The sequence below is a fragment of the Pantoea sp. CFCC18179 genome, from assembly GCF_059412405.1.
The window spans coordinates 624,174-643,880 of record NZ_JBNBPM010000002.1 but is presented as its reverse complement, the minus strand read 5'-3'; the positions used below and the strand labels follow the sequence as shown (position 1 = coordinate 643,880).

Genomic DNA, 19,707 nt, shown 5'->3' with positions numbered 1-19,707 from the left:
TTTCTTTTCTAGCCTTCGCGACCGTCAAGGTAACTTTCGAAATCCAGCGTGTCGCTCTGTTCCAGCTTCTCTTGCGCTTGTACCGATTCCAACGCCTGACGACTGAAATCATCTTCAGTCAGAATCTCTAATGGTTCTTCACACAACAGATGACGATACTGTTCCGCCAACGCCACGCCCGCTCCGGTCAAACCATTTTCTTTGATGGCATGAAGAATGCGCGCCGAATAGGTTAGCTCAGGATCGTCGAATGACGCTACCAGTTGATCGCAAACCTGTTGATATTGCGTGTCACCATGATTGCTGTCGAGCACTTCCGCGACGCGACGTAGGTCGGCAAACAGCGCTTTACCCACTTCTACCAGCGTATGCTCCGTCTCGCTACAACCGACCGCGATAACCTGGCCCGGCTTACGCCCTTCCATCACCACGCGATTCCAGTTCTTACGGGTACACAGCAGCTCATCGGCGCTCATCTCTGGCGCATCCGCTAAAGTACACCAAATCAGGAACAGATCGAGGAAGCGCGCCTGATTAGCATCAACGCCAATCGCCGAGAATGGGTTGATATCCAGCGAACGCACTTCAATGTATTCAATACCGCCGCGCAACAGCGCATCAGATGGGGCTTCGCCTGAACGCGTAACGCGTTTCGGACGAATCGGCGCGTACAGCTCATTTTCAATTTGCAGTACGTTGGTATTCAGTTGCAGCCAGTTGCCATCGGCATCTTTGGTGCCCATCGCCGCGTACTCTTCCGACGGCGTTTTGATCGCCGCTTTGAGAGCCGCCACATAACCTTCTAACGAGTTGAAAGTAATGCCCAAGCCGCTCTGTGATTTATTGGTATAACCGAGATCGCTCAAGCGCAGTGAGGTGGCGTGCGGCAGCCACAGCGTACCTTTGCCATCCGTTTCAAATGGCAATTTAGTCTCGCGGCCCTGCAAGAAGGAAGAACAGATCGCCGGCGATGCGCCAAACAGATACGGAATCACCCAACCGAAGCGGTAATAGTTGCGGATCAAACGCAGATAGCCGGCAGAGATAGTTTCCTTGCCGCTCTCCAAATCTTTTACATCCGCCCATTCCTGCCAAAACGACAGCGGCAGCGAGAAGTTGTAGTGCACGCCAGAAATAATCTGCATCAACGCGCTATAGCGGTTCTTCAGGCCCTGACGATACAGCGTTTTCATTTTGCCAATATTCGAGCTGCCGTATTGCGCCAGCTCAATGCTATCGACGTCATCAACGTAACCCGGCATGCTGAACGGCCACAGGCGCTCCTCGCCCAACTCACGCGCCACGTGGCGGTGAATATCGCGCAGGAAAGCCAATGAGCGATCAATGTCTTGATCAACTGGCGTGATGAACTCCATCAGCGTTTCGGCAAAATCGGTGGTGATCCAGTCGTGCTTAAGCGCTGAACCGAGTGATTCAGGGTGACCTGTGGTTGCAAGGTGACCATCGGGTTTTACGCGCAGTGATTCGCGCTCAATACCACGGCCGATACCCTTCAACGCGTCAGGATGCGCTTCCAACCAGGAAAGTGCTTTAGATACGTCCGGGATCACATTAACCTCCCGCTGTGCGAATAATTTATTTTTGTTCAGCATAATGTTAACCGTAGCCTCGAATCTGTGCGAATCAATGCCACCATTGCATTGTTTGTAATGTGGCGGTCGCGATAACGATATAACGCAGCGTTTTACCGATGGCGAGAAACAGCACCGCAGGTAGCCAGGCAAAGCGCAACCAACCTGCGAGCACGCAGAGTAAGTCGCCCACTACCGGCAGCCAGCTAAGTAACAGTGCTGCGGGTCCCAATCGGTGTAACCACGTCATTGCTGTGTTGTGCCATCGCCCTTGCTCTTTAAGCGGCATCAGGCGACCAAGAAGAATGTTGGTCAGGCCACCCAGCGTGTTTCCCACTGATGCGGCCAATAACAATCCATAAACTGAACCCTTCTGGGCGATCAGCAGTGCAACCAGCACCGCTTCCGAGCTTCCCGGCAACAGGGTTGCGCTCAGAAAGCTGCTGCCGAATAACGATCCATAGGTCAGAAATTCATTCACAGTAAACGGACATCAACGACATCCATGCCTGCTGCTTTTGCGGCTTGTACGCCAAAGTCAGCATCCTCAAACACCACACAGCGCTCGGGCGCGATGCCCATTAATTCAGCGCAGCGTAAAAAGGTATCAGGTTGCGGTTTATGGCGTTGAACATCATCAGCGCCGACTACCGCATCAAACAGATGATAAACACCCAACTCTTCGAGCAAGGCTTTTGCCAGACCGTGTTCACTGCCGGTGCCAACCGCCATCGGGCGACGACCATGATAGGCTTTGACCACCTCCATCAGCGGAAGCGGGCGCACGTCATCCAATAGCATTGCCTTGAGGGCCGCGGTTTTTTCCGCTGCCAGCAGATGGGGATCGTGCGTGGCGTTGTTCTGCTCAAGAATGAACTCCGCCAGTTGCCAGGTTGGAGCGCCATTAAAACTCACCATTTTGTCTTCATCCATGGTGAAACCGTAGCGGCTCAGCACCTGCTGCCAGGCTTTTCGATGTGTCGGCTCAGTATCCAGAATTGTGCCGTCCATATCGAAAATCAAGGCGTCATATTGGTCGTACATTGTCACTCCGTCCAGCACCACAAAATGAGCCATTACTTTAGCGTAATGCGCTCAGGTTGTCGCCAGGCGCGCTTAACCGCAAATGCTTTGAAAGCATTAGTAATTTTCGTTTTCGGAAAAAGGTCAGAGGGCAATACCGAGGATAAACGACGGTTAATTCAGTGGTTTTTGAGAATGCCGAGGTAATTGTTTTAGAGATCTGGAAAGGAGAAGCTAAAGATGGTGCATCCAGGAGGATTCGAACCTCCGACCGCTCGGTTCGTAGCCGAGTACTCTATCCAGCTGAGCTATGGATGCATTGAGATTTGTTGCAAGGAACTATCAGAAATAATCTTGAGGATGATACAAAGAATGGTGCATCCAGGAGGATTCGAACCTCCGACCGCTCGGTTCGTAGCCGAGTACTCTATCCAGCTGAGCTATGGATGCATTGAGATTTGTTTCACGGAACTATCAGAGATAATCTTGAGGATGATACGAAGAATGGTGCATCCAGGAGGATTCGAACCTCCGACCGCTCGGTTCGTAGCCGAGTACTCTATCCAGCTGAGCTATGGATGCATTGAGATTTTCTTACGATGGACTAACTGAAACAACCTGAGGATGATACGAAGAATGGTGCATCCAGGAGGATTCGAACCTCCGACCGCTCGGTTCGTAGCCGAGTACTCTATCCAGCTGAGCTATGGATGCATCGAGATAATTCTTGTACAACGCAGGGTGCTAACAACTCACCATGAAAGGAACTGCTCGTTCACTCTTACTTCATCTTTCCGAATGGTGCATCCAGGAGGATTCGAACCTCCGACCGCTCGGTTCGTAGCCGAGTACTCTATCCAGCTGAGCTATGGATGCATCGGAAATGGCGGTGAGGCGGGGATTCGAACCCCGGATGCAGCTTTTGACCGCATACTCCCTTAGCAGGGGAGCGCCTTCAGCCTCTCGGCCACCTCACCTTACGCGTTCTTCCGAACCGTGCTTCTGAACTTGTTTCTGCTCATCGGCACTGCGTGGCGCACATATTACTTTCCCGGACTTATAAGTCAAACATTTATTTCCAGCCATTTGCTTGATTGCACAAATGACACTCAATTTGGATGCTTTGACGACAAAAAGAGTGATTAATCAACAAAGAAAGTCGGTTGCAGCAGACAAAATAGAGAGAAAGAAGCTGAGGGGAAGAGAGAAATATTGGAGAAGAAAAGCAGAGAAAAGTCAGATTGAAGACTGAAAAGCGGTAGCGCCTCGCTTTATAGCGAGGCGCTGAATCCGTTAGTAACTCGTTTGCTGAGTTTTTTCGGCCTGGATGCGCTGATAAATCTCTTCGCGATGGACCGAAACTTCTTTAGGTGCGTTAACACCAATGCGGACCTGGTTACCTTTAACACCCAGCACCGTTACAGTCACCTCATCGCCAATCATGAGGGTTTCACCAACTCGACGAGTTAGAATAAGCATTCTTTGCTCCTTGAAAGATTAAAAGAGTCGGGCTTGTTCGGTCTCCCGGCCGTATCCATCATATAACGCTGAACAATGCCTATGACAAATACACCATTGTGCTTCGCCATGCCAATACATTCTGCTGATAGTTAGTTTAGCCGAAATACACTACATCAACCGGACTTTGTCATTACCTGGTGTGCATTGTGTTAAAAAAGCGCCAGAATTCGGGCTTCTGGCGCTTATCACAATACGAAGTTTTATGCGTTACAGTCGGTTACTAACCCATTCCTGCACGCCAGCTAGCGCGCCAGCCAGTGCCTGCGGCTCTGTTCCGCCGGCCTGTGCCATATCAGGGCGACCACCGCCTTTACCGCCAACCTGAGAGGCAAGTTCGCCAACCAGCTCACCGGCTTTAACACGGTCAGTAAGATCTTTGGTCACACCAGCAATCAGCGATACTTTGCCAGCATCCACTGTTGCCAACACGATAATGGCGGAACCCAACTGGTTCTTTAAATCATCGACCATGGTACGTAACATTTTTGGCTCAACGTTGCTTAATTCACTTACCAGCAACTTGGTGCCTTTAACGTCAACCGCTTTACTACTCAGTGAAGCGCTTTCCTGCGCTGCTTGCTGATCGCGAAGTTGTTGCAGTTCTTTTTCCAGCGCGCGAACGTGATCAACCAAGCCACGCACTTTTTCATTCAGATTACTGCTGTTGGCTTTCACCAGACCGGCCACGTCTTGCAGCTGTTGGCTCTGCGCATTGACTTGCGCCAGTGCACCTTCACCCGTTACCGCTTCAATACGGCGAACGCCTGCCGCGGTGCCTGATTCCGATTGAATGCGGAACAAACCGATATCACCGGTGCGCGCAGCATGTGTGCCACCACACAGCTCAACCGAAAAGTCGCCCATGCTAACTACTCGCACGCGTTGATCATATTTTTCGCCAAACAGCGCCGTTGCACCACATGCCTTCGCCTCATCCAAATCCATTTCTTTGGTTTGAATGAGCAAGTTGCGGCGAATTTGTGTGTTAACGATATCTTCAACATCACGGATTTGCTGCGGCTTCATCGCTTCGGTGTGCGAGAAGTCGAAACGCAAATATTTGTCATTGTTCAGTGAACCCTTCTGGCCCACATGATCACCTAACACTTCACGCAATGCTGAATGCATAAGGTGTGTTGCGGAGTGATTCAGAATAATGCGCGCGCGACGCACTTCATCGACTCGCGCATTCAGGCGATCGCCAATGCGTAATTGACCGCTGCTCAGCTTACCGATATGTCCAATGGCTTTGCCATACTTCTGAGTATCCAGCACGCTAAATTCAGCATTCTGCCCAGACAACACACCGGTATCGCCAACCTGTCCACCCGATTCGCCGTAGAATGGCGTTTTGTCGAGTACTACTACCGCATCCTGACCCGCGCTAATCTGCTCAACTTGCTGACCGTCAACGAACAGCGCTTCGACTACACCATCCAGTTGCAGATGGTCATAACCCTTAAATTCAGTGACGGCATCGATACGAATCACGTTGTTGTAGTCGGTACCAAAGCCGCTGGCTTCACGCGCACGCTGGCGCTGCTGCTCCATTGCCGCTTCGAAACCCGCCTCATCAATTTTTAGATTACGTTCGCGACACACGTCGGCAGTCAAATCCGCCGGGAAACCGAAGGTGTCGTACAGACGGAAGACGGTTTCGCCATCAAGCGTGTCGCCTTGCAGTTTCGCTAGCTCATCATCCAGTAGCGCAAGTCCACGCTCAAGCGTTTTAGCAAACTGCTCTTCTTCGTTTTTCAGTGCATTTTCAACATGCTTCTGCTGACGCTTCAGGTCTTCACCCGCTGCGCCCATTACCTCGATCAACGGAGCAACCAGCTTATAGAAGAAGGCTTCTTTAGCTCCCAACATATTGCCATGGCGCACCGCGCGACGAATGATGCGGCGCAATACATAGCCACGGTTCTCATTCGAAGGGATCACACCATCAGCGATCAGGAAAGCACATGAACGGATGTGGTCAGCAATCACGCGCAGCGACTTGTTGTCCAAATCGGTTGCACCTGTTACTTGCGCCACTGATTTGATCAGTTTGGCAAACAGGTCGATTTCGTAGTTGGAGTTGACGTGTTGCAACACCGCGGCAATACGCTCCAGCCCCATACCCGTATCAACCGACGGTTTTGGCAACGGTTGCATGGTACCGTCAGCCTGACGGTTGAATTGCATGAAGACGATGTTCCAGATCTCAATGTAGCGATCGCCATCTTCTTCCGGGCTGCCCGGTGGGCCTCCCCAGATATGATCACCGTGATCGAAGAAAATTTCGGTACATGGACCGCAAGGACCGGTATCACCCATTTGCCAGAAATTATCTGACGCATAAGCGCTGCCTTTGTTGTCGCCAATACGGATAATGCGCTCACGTGGCACACCAATATCGTTGGCCCAAATTTCAAAAGCTTCATCGTCAGTTTCGTAGACGGTTACCCACAGGCGCTCTTTCGGCAGCTTGAACCACTGCTCACCGGTCAGCAGTTCCCAGGCATAAGCAATCGCTTCTTTCTTGAAGTAATCGCCAAAGCTGAAGTTGCCCAACATTTCAAAGAAGGTGTGGTGACGCGCTGTATAGCCCACGTTTTCCAGATCGTTATGCTTGCCACCGGCACGTACACAACGCTGTGAAGTGGTCGCACGCGCATAGTCGCGTTTATCCTGACCAAGGAAAACGTCTTTAAACTGGACCATGCCGGCATTGGTAAACAGCAATGTCGGATCGTTGTTTGGTACGAGGGAGCTGCTAGCTACAACCTCGTGCCCCTTGCTATGAAAAAAGTCGAGAAACGCTTGACGGATCTCAGCAGTGCTCTTGCTCATAAAATTCCTGGAATCACGCTAACGAACGTTCCCTTTCGCTGGCAAACCATATCCATCCGGCCTACCGCTGACTGAGGAACAAAAAGTGGGAATAAGATAAATTTTCTTCAGTGGGAAGTAAAATCACATTGCCTTTCAGTCGTCAAAATTTCTGAAAACGGCCTGAATATCTTCCATCATAAAGCCTTTCGACATTAAAAAACGCTGTACCTTGCTTTTCTCGGCCCAGGTTTGTGGCAATGGATCGCCAAACTTTCGTTTGGCAAGGTCTGCAGCAGTTTGGCTCCAGTGTACTTCGGTATCAAACAGCGCCTGATTAATTTCATCTCGGCTAATGCCTTTTTGTTGCAACTCCATGCGCACACGCTGTGGGCCATAGCCTTTGCGAGCGCGGCTCTGGATAAAACGCTCGGTAAACCGTTGATCGTTAAGCCAACCACTTTCCTGGCACCAGTCGAGGACTTTTTCCAGCAACTCATCTGGAATTGGTGTGCTCTCCTGTTGCTTCAAATAAGCTGCACGTTGGGAAGAGAGTTGCAGCTTGCGCTTTAACTCTTCACGACTGTGATCGCGCTGAGAGAGGATACGCATAGCGCGATCCAGCAAACGCGAATATGTTGGCACCGGTGCCGCAGATGGTGATGATGACATGAGATCAACCTTGTTCTAACAGTCGTGCAGTGGCGCAGGGTAAAGCAAGAAGACGGCGAGGGAAAGTGCTGGCGGGGAAAAGCAAAACGGGAGCATCTCTGCTCCCGTCTATATTTTAGAAATCTTCGTTGGTTTCGCTGGCTTCTTCGTGGTCTGCAGCAAAGGCTTTTGAAGTCTCTTCCGCCACCGCATCGCCGCTCAACAGCAAGTCGCGCAGTTTCTTGTCAATTTCATTGGCGATGGCCGGGTTCTCTTTGAGGAAGTTGGTTGAGTTCGCTTTACCCTGACCAATTTTCTCACCGTTATAGCTGTACCACGCACCGGCCTTCTCAACCAGCTTGTGCTTCACACCCAGATCCACCAGTTCGCCAAAGGTGTTGATGCCTTCACCGTACATAATCTGGAATTCAGCTTGTTTAAATGGCGCAGCGATTTTGTTCTTCACCACTTTAACGCGGGTTTCGCTGCCCACCACTTCATCGCCCTCTTTAATCGCGCCAATACGACGGATATCCAGACGAACAGAAGCATAGAATTTCAGCGCGTTACCGCCGGTTGTGGTTTCTGGGTTACCGAACATCACACCAATTTTCATACGAATCTGGTTGATGAAGATCAGCAGCGTATTTGACTGCTTCAGGTTGCCCGCCAACTTACGCATTGCCTGGCTCATCATACGAGCGGCCAAGCCCATGTGCGAATCACCGATTTCGCCTTCAATTTCTGCTTTCGGCGTCAATGCAGCAACGGAGTCAACGATGATGACGTCAACAGCGCCTGAACGCGCCAGCGCATCACAAATTTCCAGCGCTTGCTCACCGGTATCCGGCTGAGAACACAGCAGGTTATCAATATCAACGCCCAGTTTTTTTGCATACACCGGATCCAGCGCGTGCTCGGCATCAATAAAGGCACAGGTTTTACCTTTACGCTGTGCTGCGGCAATAACTTGCAGCGTTAACGTGGTTTTACCTGAAGATTCGGGGCCGTAAATCTCAACGATACGTCCCATCGGCAAACCACCCGCGCCCAGAGCGATATCCAGGGACAGTGAACCGGTAGAGATGGTTTCGACATCCATTGAGCGGTCTTCACCCAAGCGCATGATGGAGCCTTTACCAAATTGCTTCTCAATCTGGCCCAGTGCGGCAGCTAAAGCCTTCTGTTTGTTCTCGTCGATCGCCATTTCCACTCCTAATCATGCTGGGTGAGCCGACATTATATATGTCGCTCGTTCTGTTGCCGCTAATTATACTGTACGCTCATACAGTATCAAGTTTTAATTTATCAGAAATTCATCAAGCAGCGTTTGTAGCGCAAAGGCTACTGATTGGCGGCGGACTGCGTCGCGGTCACCGGCAAAAATCTCGCGCTGAGTGAATACACGATTCTCAGGGCCGACAATCGCAAACCAAACCGTACCAACCGGCTTATCCGGTGTTCCACCATCGGGTCCGGCAATGCCACTCACAGCAATCGCGTATTCTGCCGTCGCCGCTTTACTGGCACCGCGCGCCATTTCACGCACAGTTTGCTCACTTACCGCGCCAAATTGCGCCAGCGTTTCGCCCTGAACCCCCACCATCTGCTGCTTGGCTTCATTGCTGTAAGTCACGAAACCACGTTCAAACCACGCTGAGCTACCGCTGATATCGGTAAAGACCTTAGCAATCCAGCCGCCAGTGCAGGATTCTGCGGCAGTCACTGTTGCTTCTTTTGCTTTGAGTTGTTCACCGATACGATGGCTCAACTGCTGTAACTGTTCATCGTTCATCGCCTTCTCCCGTTGTGGCGCTTCACGTTAGCAGTAAATGGAGCGCTGGAAAGCCCTTTTCAACCGCCAACAACCATTTCTGCGCACCAGATTCCAGTTATCTCAGCGCGTTTTCACAGCAACCATAAACAGACGCGGGAACGCTAGCAAAACCTGGCCGTCGCGGCGAATTGGATAAGCCGGGATCAATGCCTGATAATAATCATGCAAAAAAGCCGACTGCTGTGATTCATCTAAGCTGGCGAGGAAAGGACGCAATCCGGTGGCACGTAACCAAGTGATAATGCCTTGAGCATCGGCCATTGGGTGATAGTAAGTGGTGCGCCAGACATCAACCTCGCATCCTGCATCACTCAGCAAATCGTAGTATTGATCCGTGGTGAGTAGACGTTTGCGATCTGCCGCCTGCGGCGAAATCAGCGCCTGCCATCTTTCATTTGCCGCCACTTCTCGCATCAAACGGTGCGACGGTTCTTCAAGATTATCCGGCATCTGAATGGCTAACGCGCCACCTACTGCCAACTGCTGCACGAGATGTGGCAACAATGTGTGGTGCTCAGTCAACCATTGCAGCGAAGCGTTAGCATAAATGACGTGTTGAGGCTGCTCGGCTTGCCAATTGCGAATATCTGCCTGCTGAAAAAGGCAGGAAGGCAACCGTTCACGCGCCTGCACCAGCATAGCTTCAGAGCTATCAATACCGGTTATTTGCGCGTCAGGCCATGCTTGTGCCAGCAATTCTGTGCTGTTGCCAGGCCCGCAGCCAAGATCGGTGGCAAAGCGCACATCGGTAAGCGGGATACGCTGCAAGAGCTCGCGCGCCGGTCGGGTGCGTTCCGATTCAAACTGACGATACAGCTGTGGATTCCAATCTTGCATGGCAATGCTCCTGTCTTGGCTGAAGAGCCACACACTACCTTTTTTTCACAGATTGTTAGAAAGAGAAAAGTGCGAAATCTGACTTTTTATTTACGCCGGGGAGATGAGTGAATTGATATAAGAAGGCGTGAAATGTTGGGGTATTACGTGAAAAAAAACAGGACGGCGTGGTGCCGTCCCGCTATCAATTCTTTTTCACAAACTCAGACTTGAGTTTCATCGGGCCAAAACCGTCGATCTTACAATCGATATTATGATCGCCTTCAACCAGACGAATGCTTTTAACTTTGGTGCCGATCTTCAATGTGGAAGAGCTGCCTTTAACCTTAAGATCCTTGATAACAGTAACACTATCGCCATCAACCAGCAGATTTCCGTTGGCATCACGTACCACTAAATCATCAGAAGAATCATTGCCATTCATTGTCCAGATATGGCCGCATGAAGGGCAGTTTAGGTTATCGCCATCTTGCCAAGTGTAATCGGCCTGGCATACCGGGCAAGCAGGTAAGGTACTCATAAGCGCTCCTCAGAAGTCGGATGCGGCAAAGATAGCACCGCAAAAGGGGCGCTATCTTATACCCTTACACTTTGCAAGGACAGCATTAAAGCATGTTGCCCTGGCGCGCTTTCGCTACGGCCTCACCCAATTGCCATACCGCCATGGCATAGTGCGTGCTGTGGTTGTAGCGCGTAATCGCGTAGAAATTTGGCAAGCCATACCAATATTGATAGCTGGTGCCCAAATCCAGACGCAGCAAACTAGCCTGGTTATTTCCGTCTAGCGATCCTTGCGGCGTTAAACCACTTGCTGCCAGAGTGCTCACCGGATATTGAGTTTTGAATCCGTTCTCCAATCCCGGCGCCTGACCACTTGCAGGTACAGCGACATTTTCACCTGCACGCCAGCCATGTTCTTTAAAGTAATTGGCGACACTGCCAATCGCATCAACTGGATCCCATAAGTTAATGTGTCCATCGCCATTGAAATCAACGGCGTACTGTTTGTAGGAGGACGGCATAAATTGCCCATAGCCCATCGCACCCGCAAACGAGCCGCGCAGATCCAGCGGATCATCCTGTTCAGTACGAGCCATCAGCAGGAAGGTTTCTAACTCACCGCTGAAGTACGCAGCACGACGTGGATAGCTAAATGACAAGGTTGCCAACGCATCCAGCAAGCGGGTTTTACCCATTACTCGGCCCCAACGGGTTTCAACGCCGATAATGCCCACGATAATCTCCGGCGGCACACCGTAAACCTGCTGCGCACGTTGCAGCGCATCCTGATATTGGTTCCAGAATGCCACGCCATTTTGCACGTTATCTGGCGTGATAAACTTATTGCGATAGCGAATCCACGCGCCATTCGGACCTGTTGGTGGCGTGTAACTCGGCGCTTGCTGATCCATTAGGCGCAACACGTAATCCAGACGCTTCGCCTGACCAATCACCGCATGCAGTTGCTCACGGTTAAATCCATGTTTTGCCACCATCTGATCAATAAACTGCTCAGCCGCCGGATTACCGGCAAAATCGCCAAACATCGGCTGAACCGCATGGGAAGGCTCAAGCAAAAAACCGCCTTTCGGTGCAGGGACAACATCGGGTTGTTGATGAGTGGCAGGCTTACTGCTGCATGCAGCAAGCAGAGTGATAAGCGGAAGAAGAGCAACCTTAAAACGCATTAGATATCCATAAGCCAGGTGAAACCGGAAGCACTTATGGTAATCGTTCATCGAAGTGACATACAGAGCAATATCTTAAAATTTAACCATTTCAGGTTCGTTTCAGCCGATTGCAACGTGAATTTGCGAGACGGCTCCACGCTTTAACTTTTTCACCAAATATTGCTTTTTACGGCTTCACGCAATTTGTTATGGTCGGCAGCCAGAAAGCCCCTACTGGCGGATGAAGGTCATGCAGCAAAAATGGTAACATCGCGCTTTCGTTATCGCTTGAACGATAACGGTACATCCAGGCTGCGCCAGTCCAGCCTTGGTAATTAAAAGAATGAACGTTGAGTGAGAATGAGATGAAAGGAGCAGAGCAAATGGACTTTAGTGGCCATACGCCGATGATGCAGCAATACCTGCGCCTGAAGGCCGATCATCCTGACATCCTGCTGTTTTATCGCATGGGCGATTTCTACGAGCTGTTTTACGATGACGCGAAACGTGCCTCACAACTGCTCGAGATCTCTTTAACTAAACGCGGCGCATCTGCGGGCGAGCCGATTCCAATGGCTGGTGTGCCTTACCACGCCGTAGAAGGTTATCTGGCGAAACTGGTTCAACTTGGCGAATCGGTAGCGATCTGCGAGCAAATTGGCGATCCCGCTTTAAGCAAGGGGCCGGTTGAGCGCAAAGTGGTGCGCATTGTTACGCCGGGCACCATCAGCGATGAAGCCCTGTTGCAAGAACGTCAGGACAATCTGCTCGCCGCCATTTTCCAGAGCCAACGTGGATTTGGTTACGCGACGCTGGATATCAGCTCTGGACGTTTCCGCCTAAGTGAACCTGCTGACCTGGAAACCATGGCTGCTGAGTTGCAGCGTACCAATCCGGCAGAACTACTCTACGCTGAAGATTTCCAGGCAATGACGCTGATCGATCAACGTCGTGGCCTGCGCCGCCGTCCGCTGTGGGAATACGAAATTGATACCGCTCGCCAACAGCTAAATCTGCAATTTGGCACTCGCGACTTAAGTGGCTTTGGCGTCGAACAAGCGCATCTGGCTTTACGCGCCGCCGGATGCCTGTTGCAATACGTCAAAGATACACAACGTACTTCCCTGCCACACATCCGCTCGCTGAGCATGGAACGCCAGCAAGATAGCGTGATTATGGATGCCGCTACGCGTCGTAATCTGGAGATTACCCAGAATCTGGCTGGCGGAATTGAGAATACGCTGGCAGCGATACTCGACAAAACTGTCACGCCGATGGGCAGCCGCATGCTGAAGCGCTGGCTGCACATGCCACTGCGTGATGTCACGACGATTGCGCGTCGCCAGGAATCGATTGCGGAATTGCAATCGCTCAGCCAGGAATTGCAGCCGGTACTGCGCCAGGTAGGCGATCTGGAGCGCATTCTGGCGCGTCTGGCACTGCGTACAGCACGCCCGCGCGATTTGGCGCGTATGCGACATGCCTTCCAGCAGCTGCCAGAGTTGAACCAACAGCTTGCAGGCGTTGAATCCACCCAATTGATTAATCTACGTTCGCTGATGGGTGAATTTAACGAACTGCGCGAGTTACTGGAGCAGGCGATTATCGAATCACCGCCCGTTTTGGTGCGCGACGGCGGTGTGATTGCTCCGGGCTACAACGCTGAGTTAGATGAATGGCGAGCGCTGGCAGATGGCGCGACTGATTATCTCGACCGCCTTGAAATCCGTGAACGTGAAAAACTCGGGCTGGATACGCTCAAAGTTGGCTTTAATGCGATTCATGGTTATTACATTCAGGTCAGCCGTGGCCAAAGTCATTTGGTACCGATCCATTACGTCCGCCGCCAGACACTGAAAAATGCTGAGCGCTATATCATCCCTGAGCTGAAAGAGTATGAAGACAAAGTTCTGACCTCAAAAGGCAAAGCGTTGGCGCTGGAAAAAGGCCTCTACGATGAGCTTTTTGATCGCTTGCTGCCACATCTGGAAGCGCTACAAATCAGCGCAGCCGCGTTGTCAGAATTGGATGTGCTGGCTAACCTCGCCGAACGCGCCTGGACGCTGAACTATTGCCGTCCGGTGTTGCAAGGAAAAGCAGGGATACGGATCACCGCAGGTCGCCATCCGGTGGTTGAGCAGGTACTGAAAGAACCATTTATTGCTAACCCGCTATCGCTATCACCGCAACGACGCATGTTGATCATTACCGGTCCAAATATGGGCGGCAAAAGTACCTACATGCGTCAGACTGCATTAATTGCATTGATGGCGTGGATTGGCAGCTATGTGCCAGCTGAAGAAGCTGTGCTTGGCCCAATCGATCGCATCTTTACTCGCGTTGGCGCGGCAGATGATTTGGCTTCTGGACGCTCGACTTTCATGGTTGAGATGACGGAAACCGCCAACATTCTGCATAACGCCACCGAGAACAGTTTGGTGTTGATGGATGAAATTGGCCGCGGTACCTCGACCTATGATGGCCTCTCATTAGCCTGGGCATGCGCTGAAAGTCTGGCCAATCGCATCAAAGCCATGACTCTTTTCGCCACCCACTATTTCGAGCTGACGACATTGCCAGAAAAAATGGAAGGTGTGGTGAATGTGCATCTGGATGCGGTTGAGCATGGTGACACTATCGCCTTTATGCACAGCGTGCAGGATGGCGCTGCGAGTAAAAGCTATGGCCTAGCGGTTGCAGCACTCGCTGGTGTGCCGAAAGAAGTGATTAAACGCGCACGTAACAAGCTTAAAGAACTCGAAGCGTTATCGGGCAGTTCAGCCGCCTCAACCGTGGAAGGTTCTCAGATGCAACTACTGGTGGCAGAAACGTCTCCGGCGGTTGATGCCCTTGAAGCGTTGGATCCTGACAGCCTGACACCGAAGCAAGCGCTTGAGTGGATTTATCGCTTAAAGACGCTGGTTTAATGCTCGTCCCGCACAGAAGTTATGTTCTGTGCGGGTCATTCTCTCTTGTTGAAATTCATCCCACGGCGTTGAACGATATCGAAGCCAGCCGCGTTTTTAAATCACGCTATACCCGCCATCAACCACTAAGTTTTCGCCATTCACCATCGCCGCCTCTTTGCTGCTCAGATAGAGCACGGCCCCCGCGATCTCATCAGTTGTAGCGAAACGTCGCGCAGGGATTTTCTGTTTCATCTGCTCTGCCCTGTCGCCATGCCAGTAACGTTTACCCAATTCGGTTTCAACAACGGTAGGCGAAATAGCATTGGCCGTAATGCCAAACGGCCCCAGCTCGGCTGCCAGTACACGGGTGAAAGAAGCCATCCCTGACTTACTGGCGCAATAGGCCGCATGCTCGTTGAGTGCGATCACACTGGCTTGTGAGGAGATGTTGATCAGGCGACCAAATCCCTGCATTTTCATAAAGCGTGAACAATGCTGCGCAAGAAAGAACGGTGCGGTCATGTTAATCAGCATCGTGGCGTTCCAACTGGTGAGTTGTACTTCACCCACCGCTTCCAGCATGCCAATACCTGCATTATTGACCAAGACATCAATCCGCCCGAAGTCATGGTGAATTTGCTCAACCAACTCGCCTAGTGCATCGACGTTGGCTAAATCAAAAATATAACCTCGTGCAGAATTTCCCAGATTTTGGGCAGCAGATTTTATTTCTTCGGCACGATCGACCATCGCCACCTTTGCACCCGCTTCACTTAAGCAGCGAGCGATGGCATAGCCAATTCCCGATGCGGCACCAGTCACGATGGCAACCTGATTGTTCAATGAAAATAATGTCGTCATATTTTTATCCTTAAAGAGTGAAGTAATTATTTCGATTCAACAACTGCATTATTTAAAACGGTCTCGCTTTCTATTTTCGGTTGTGGATTACGAATAAAGAATGTCATTACTCCACCAATAAAATAGAGTGCAGAAAAAGTAATAATGACGTGTTCGATTTCGAATGAAAGACCAAACATCAGCGCCGCCACCGCAGGGCCAATAAGATTGCCAAATCCACCACCAAGATTTTGCACCGAAACCGCAGCACCTTTATGTTGTGGTGCCAGCATAGGAAAAATAGCGCCCATGGGTACAAAAGAAGTGAGAGTAAATGCTAATAGTAATGCGCAGACAATGGCCAAAGCTAGATTACCTGGAAAGAGCGAAGGTAAATAATAGAAAGCAGCCGTCGTTAAGGTGCAACCGAAGAAACCAAACCAGCGCATTTGGAAAATCCAGCCAATCCGATCGCCAATAATCCCCCAGAGAACATTAGTCACCGGTTGAACCAGGAAAAACACGCCCCAGATCGTTGCCCATTGTTGCGCTGAAAAGCCTAATTCACGTGTGAAATATATAGGCATGAATACCGGTAATCCAAATAGCGCAACATTACATAATATGCGTGTGATTAATGCCAAGAACATACTACGGTCTTCAAAGATCAAAGTGATACCACGCGAGACTTCGCGTAGTTTATCCTTGCGACTCACGTTGCCAATTCCAGCTTGCTGATCGCCTTGATTTTTAACCGTGAAGAAAATAATCGCCCCGCCCGCTGCCGCAAACAACAGAGAAAGCCATAAGGTGCTGATAAAGCCAATCTCAGGTACCAACACACCGGAAAGGAAGGACGCCGTGATGCCATAACCAATGGTGAACATCGACCATATCCAACCCGTAGCGGAAGCAAGCCGATGTGCCGGCGTACGTTGTACCACTAAAACATAAAACCCATAAAAGAACAGCGGATAGGCAAACCCACGTAATGTGTAACTGATTAGCATCCAGGTAAAGTTATTCTCGCTCACACCAAAATAAACAAATACCGCATGCAAAACGATCCACCAAACCGCGCCAGTCAGCATAATCTTTTTAGGACCATAAATTTCACTTACCGCGCCCGACAGCCAACTCGAAACTGCTGCGGTTAATGCATAAACAGTAAAAACCAGTGAGACTTGTTTTTCTCCATAGCCGAGATCGTAGAGATAGCGGGAAAGATGCGCGAGTTCGATGCCATCACCGGTCATAAATATGGCCATTGCGATGTAGCCCCACAATAGCGATATTGGCATGCCAAATATTACTCTGGAGTATTGTGATTCGACATTATTGCTTTGCACACTCATTATTATTTCTCCATGTTAAGTTCGTCACCTGAAAGCCCTGGTATTACAACGAGAAAAAACATGGCATAGCTTCAGGACGAAAACTTTTACAGGAGTGACACAGAAAGAGTAAACACGGCAATAATACGAAGAAAGTCATGCGTAATATTACAGTTATAGAAAAAGGAATCGTTAAAAATCATCATTATTAGATGGTTAATTAATATTATTTCGTTTGTATATTGTTGAGATTTGTAGCGCTCAATTTAACGGTTGCCGTTAAGAATGATGCCGACAAAGTGATAAAAGGGGACTTTAATAGAGGCATAAAAAAAGCGGTGGTTTTCACCACCGCCTTCTGTATCAACAACGTCGATATTTATTCGCGAAACAGTGCTTCAATGTTCAGGCCCTGAGTCTGCAGAATCTCACGCAGACGACGCAGACCTTCCACTTGAATCTGACGTACACGTTCACGGGTCAACCCGATTTCACGACCTACGTCTTCCAGCGTTGCCGCTTCATAACCTAACAGGCCGAAACGACGCGCCAGCACTTCACGCTGCTTAGCATTCAATTCAAACAACCACTTAACGATGCTTTGTTTCATATCATCGTCCTGCGTGGTGTCTTCCGGGCCGTTGTCTTTTTCATCGGCCAGGATATCCAGCAGCGCTTTTTCGGAATCTCCACCCAAAGGTGTATCAACCGAGGTAATACGCTCGTTGAGACGCAGCATACGGCTAACATCATCAACTGGCTTGTCCAACTGCTCGGCGATCTCTTCTGCGCTCGGCTCATGATCAAGCTTGTGCGAAAGTTCACGCGCGGTACGCAGGTAAACATTTAACTCTTTAACGATGTGAATCGGCAGACGGATGGTACGGGTTTGATTCATGATCGCCCGTTCAATTGTCTGACGAATCCACCACGTGGCGTAAGTTGAGAAACGGAACCCACGTTCTGGGTCAAACTTCTCTACGGCGCGAATCAAGCCGAGATTACCCTCTTCAATCAGATCCAGCAACGCCAGACCACGATTGCTATAACGGCGGGCAATCTTTACCACCAAGCGTAAGTTACTTTCAATCATGCGGCGACGAGAAGGAATGTCACCTCGCAATGCACGGCGCGCAAAGAAGACTTCTTCTTCTGCCGTCAGCAGCGGTGAATAACCAATCTCGCCAAGGTAAAGCTGCGTCGCATCCAAAACGCGTTGCGTCGCACCCTGTGACAACAGCTCTTCTTCCGCTACGTCGTTGTTATCACCAGGTTCGTTCTCAACGAGAGCCTTCTCATCAAAAACCTCAGCTCCGTTGTTTTCCTCGAATTCCGCATCTTCATGTAAATCGTTAACTTTCAGCGTATTCTGGTTCATTAGCGGCTCCTACCCGTGATCCAAGGGCAGAACCAAGGTTCTGCCGGATTATCGTTGCGGTAAATAACGCAACGGGTTTACGGATTTCCCCTTGTAACGAATTTCAAAGTGCAATCTTACTGAACTGGTTCCGGTACTACCCATGGTAGCGATTTTCTGCCCCGCCTTAACTTCCTGTTGTTCCCGGACCAGCATAGAGTCGTTGTGGGCGTAGGCGCTCAGGTAGTCATCATTGTGTTTGATGATGATTAAATTACCGTACCCACGGAGCGCGTTGCCTGCGTACACCACTCTTCCCGAAGCTGTGGCGACAACAGGTTGTCCACGCGAACCGGCGATATCGATACCTTTGTTTCCGCCTTCCGCAGCGGAGAAGTTATCGATGATCTTCCCATCAGTCGGCCAACGCCAGCTTCCCACTGGAGTTGTGCTGTTTGTCGTGCTGCTGACTGTAGGTGGTGCGACAACCGGAGCTGTGGTCGTTGCCACATTATTTGCTCCTTTCGACGGCAGCAATTTGCTACCCGACGAATTACCCGAATCATCAGAATACGTAATAACAGGTTGCTGTGCAACAGGGGTGGATTTAATTTGCGATTGGTTTGGCGTCGCCGGCACACCGCCCTGCGTTGCATCCGCTGCGGTTATCGCGTTGCCACCGGTAATGGTTTGACCGTTACCGTTGCCGACCTGCAAAGTTTGCCCGGCATTCAAGCCATACGGGGCTGCGATGTTATTGCGCTGTGCCAGATCGCGGAAATCGTTGCCGGTAATCCAGGCAATATAGAACAGCGTATCACCGCGTTTTACGGTATAAGTTTCGCCACCGTAACTGCCTTTAGGAATATTCCCATAATTGCGATTGTACACAATATGACCATTTTCTGTGGTCACATTATTATTGTCACTTACCATTCCACTGGACGGCTGCGCAGACGGTGTACCGCCGCTTAACATTCCGCCGCGTGGCATCGCGGGTACAGTACTGTTTTGCGACGACATCATGCCGCCGCTTGGGGCTGAAGCCATGCCGCCAGTTGGGGCTGATGCCATACCGCTATCGCTGTTGCTACCACCAATCTGGCTAATAGGTGCTTGTGTATTGTCGCCAGAACTACAGCCTGCCAGCCAAAAACCTACCAAAGAAAGTGCCGCCAAACGGCGTAATTGAAATGCTGTGCTTCCCATGCTCACTGATCCCCCGTGATGGCAACCCTGAATAAATGTGTAACGACGTTAACCGCATTATCCACTGCGCGTAACGTTATATACGGTTTTTAGCATTGATAAATAAGGATAGT

General features: G+C 50.4%; 16 protein-coding genes and 6 tRNA genes. 1 reads left to right on the top strand and 21 read right to left on the bottom strand.

Annotated elements, in window-relative coordinates; translation table 11 throughout:
* Nucleotides 1-8: 8 nt before the first annotated feature.
* The 17 genes from gshA to mltB all read right to left on the bottom strand — a co-directional run bounded on the left by gshA (nucleotide 9) and on the right by mltB (nucleotide 11,963).
* Entirely contained in the window at nucleotides 9-1,613 is a 1,605-nt protein-coding gene (gene gshA / locus ACPUC7_RS07500) for a glutamate--cysteine ligase (RefSeq protein WP_494922366.1), read from the bottom strand.
* A gap of 31 nt (nucleotides 1,614-1,644) precedes the next feature.
* A complete protein-coding gene (locus ACPUC7_RS07495; RefSeq protein ID WP_343554690.1) occupies nucleotides 1,645-2,073 on the bottom strand; it encodes a YqaA family protein in 429 nt (142 codons plus the stop codon).
* Nucleotides 2,070-2,636 carry a fructose-1-phosphate/6-phosphogluconate phosphatase gene (gene yqaB / locus ACPUC7_RS07490; RefSeq protein ID WP_494922365.1) on the bottom strand — a complete coding sequence of 189 codons (567 nt, stop codon included), beginning with the start codon at nucleotides 2,634-2,636 and terminating at the stop codon, nucleotides 2,070-2,072. Before yqaB ends, ACPUC7_RS07495 begins: the two co-directional genes overlap by 4 nt.
* Before the next feature lie 220 nt (nucleotides 2,637-2,856).
* Nucleotides 2,857-2,933: transfer RNA gene (locus ACPUC7_RS07485), tRNA-Arg, on the bottom strand.
* Between the two features lie 55 nt (nucleotides 2,934-2,988).
* Nucleotides 2,989-3,065, bottom strand: a tRNA-Arg gene (locus tag ACPUC7_RS07480).
* A gap of 55 nt (nucleotides 3,066-3,120) precedes the next feature.
* Nucleotides 3,121-3,197: transfer RNA gene (locus tag ACPUC7_RS07475), tRNA-Arg, on the bottom strand.
* 55 nt (nucleotides 3,198-3,252) lie between these two features.
* Nucleotides 3,253-3,329, bottom strand: a tRNA-Arg gene (locus tag ACPUC7_RS07470).
* Between the two features lie 85 nt (nucleotides 3,330-3,414).
* A tRNA-Arg gene (locus tag ACPUC7_RS07465) sits at nucleotides 3,415-3,491 on the bottom strand.
* Between the two features lie 8 nt (nucleotides 3,492-3,499).
* Nucleotides 3,500-3,592, bottom strand: a tRNA-Ser gene (locus ACPUC7_RS07460).
* A gap of 316 nt (nucleotides 3,593-3,908) precedes the next feature.
* Nucleotides 3,909-4,094, bottom strand: a complete 186-nt coding sequence (gene csrA / locus ACPUC7_RS07455) for a carbon storage regulator CsrA (protein ID WP_004155916.1) — start codon at nucleotides 4,092-4,094, stop codon at nucleotides 3,909-3,911.
* A 249-nt stretch (nucleotides 4,095-4,343) separates the two neighbouring features.
* Entirely contained in the window at nucleotides 4,344-6,971 is a 2,628-nt protein-coding gene (gene alaS / locus ACPUC7_RS07450) for an alanine--tRNA ligase (protein ID WP_494922364.1), read from the bottom strand.
* 135 nt (nucleotides 6,972-7,106) lie between these two features.
* Nucleotides 7,107-7,622 carry a regulatory protein RecX gene (locus ACPUC7_RS07445; RefSeq protein WP_494922363.1) on the bottom strand — a complete coding sequence of 172 codons (516 nt, stop codon included), beginning with the start codon at nucleotides 7,620-7,622 and terminating at the stop codon, nucleotides 7,107-7,109.
* Between the two features lie 115 nt (nucleotides 7,623-7,737).
* Nucleotides 7,738-8,808: a recombinase RecA gene (recA, locus tag ACPUC7_RS07440; protein ID WP_494922362.1), complete on the bottom strand. Its 1,071-nt coding sequence runs from the start codon at nucleotides 8,806-8,808 to the stop codon at nucleotides 7,738-7,740.
* 93 nt (nucleotides 8,809-8,901) lie between these two features.
* The gene (gene pncC, locus ACPUC7_RS07435) at nucleotides 8,902-9,396 is read right to left on the bottom strand and encodes a nicotinamide-nucleotide amidase (protein ID WP_494922361.1); all 495 of its coding nucleotides are present in this window, start codon (nucleotides 9,394-9,396) and stop codon (nucleotides 8,902-8,904) included.
* Nucleotides 9,397-9,498: 102 nt separating this feature from the next.
* The gene (gene tam / locus ACPUC7_RS07430; RefSeq protein ID WP_494922360.1) at nucleotides 9,499-10,275 is read right to left on the bottom strand and encodes a trans-aconitate 2-methyltransferase; all 777 of its coding nucleotides are present in this window, start codon (nucleotides 10,273-10,275) and stop codon (nucleotides 9,499-9,501) included.
* Nucleotides 10,276-10,459: 184 nt separating this feature from the next.
* A complete protein-coding gene (locus tag ACPUC7_RS07425) occupies nucleotides 10,460-10,795 on the bottom strand; it encodes a zinc ribbon domain-containing protein YjdM (RefSeq protein WP_343554697.1) in 336 nt (111 codons plus the stop codon).
* Between the two features lie 85 nt (nucleotides 10,796-10,880).
* On the bottom strand, nucleotides 10,881-11,963 hold the full coding sequence (gene mltB, locus ACPUC7_RS07420) for a lytic murein transglycosylase B (RefSeq protein WP_343554698.1): 1,083 nt from the start codon (nucleotides 11,961-11,963) through the stop codon (nucleotides 10,881-10,883).
* A gap of 365 nt (nucleotides 11,964-12,328) precedes the next feature.
* Between mltB and mutS the strand changes: the two genes are divergently transcribed.
* Nucleotides 12,329-14,872, top strand: coding sequence for a DNA mismatch repair protein MutS (gene mutS, locus ACPUC7_RS07415; protein ID WP_494922395.1), 2,544 nt, complete (start codon nucleotides 12,329-12,331; stop codon nucleotides 14,870-14,872).
* A 96-nt stretch (nucleotides 14,873-14,968) separates the two neighbouring features.
* On the opposite strand, the gene ACPUC7_RS07410 is transcribed toward mutS, so the two are convergent.
* From ACPUC7_RS07410 to nlpD, 4 genes are all read right to left on the bottom strand, one after another.
* Complete coding sequence (locus ACPUC7_RS07410; RefSeq protein ID WP_494922359.1) at nucleotides 14,969-15,715, bottom strand: GolD/DthD family dehydrogenase; 747 nt, start codon at nucleotides 15,713-15,715, stop codon at nucleotides 14,969-14,971.
* A 26-nt stretch (nucleotides 15,716-15,741) separates the two neighbouring features.
* Nucleotides 15,742-17,049, bottom strand: a complete 1,308-nt coding sequence (locus tag ACPUC7_RS07405) for an MFS transporter (protein ID WP_494922358.1) — start codon at nucleotides 17,047-17,049, stop codon at nucleotides 15,742-15,744.
* Between the two features lie 358 nt (nucleotides 17,050-17,407).
* Nucleotides 17,408-18,406, bottom strand: a complete 999-nt coding sequence (gene rpoS / locus ACPUC7_RS07400) for an RNA polymerase sigma factor RpoS (RefSeq protein ID WP_007893257.1) — start codon at nucleotides 18,404-18,406, stop codon at nucleotides 17,408-17,410.
* A 48-nt stretch (nucleotides 18,407-18,454) separates the two neighbouring features.
* On the bottom strand, nucleotides 18,455-19,594 hold the full coding sequence (gene nlpD, locus ACPUC7_RS07395) for a murein hydrolase activator NlpD (protein ID WP_494922356.1): 1,140 nt from the start codon (nucleotides 19,592-19,594) through the stop codon (nucleotides 18,455-18,457).
* Nucleotides 19,595-19,707: the final 113 nt, after the last annotated feature.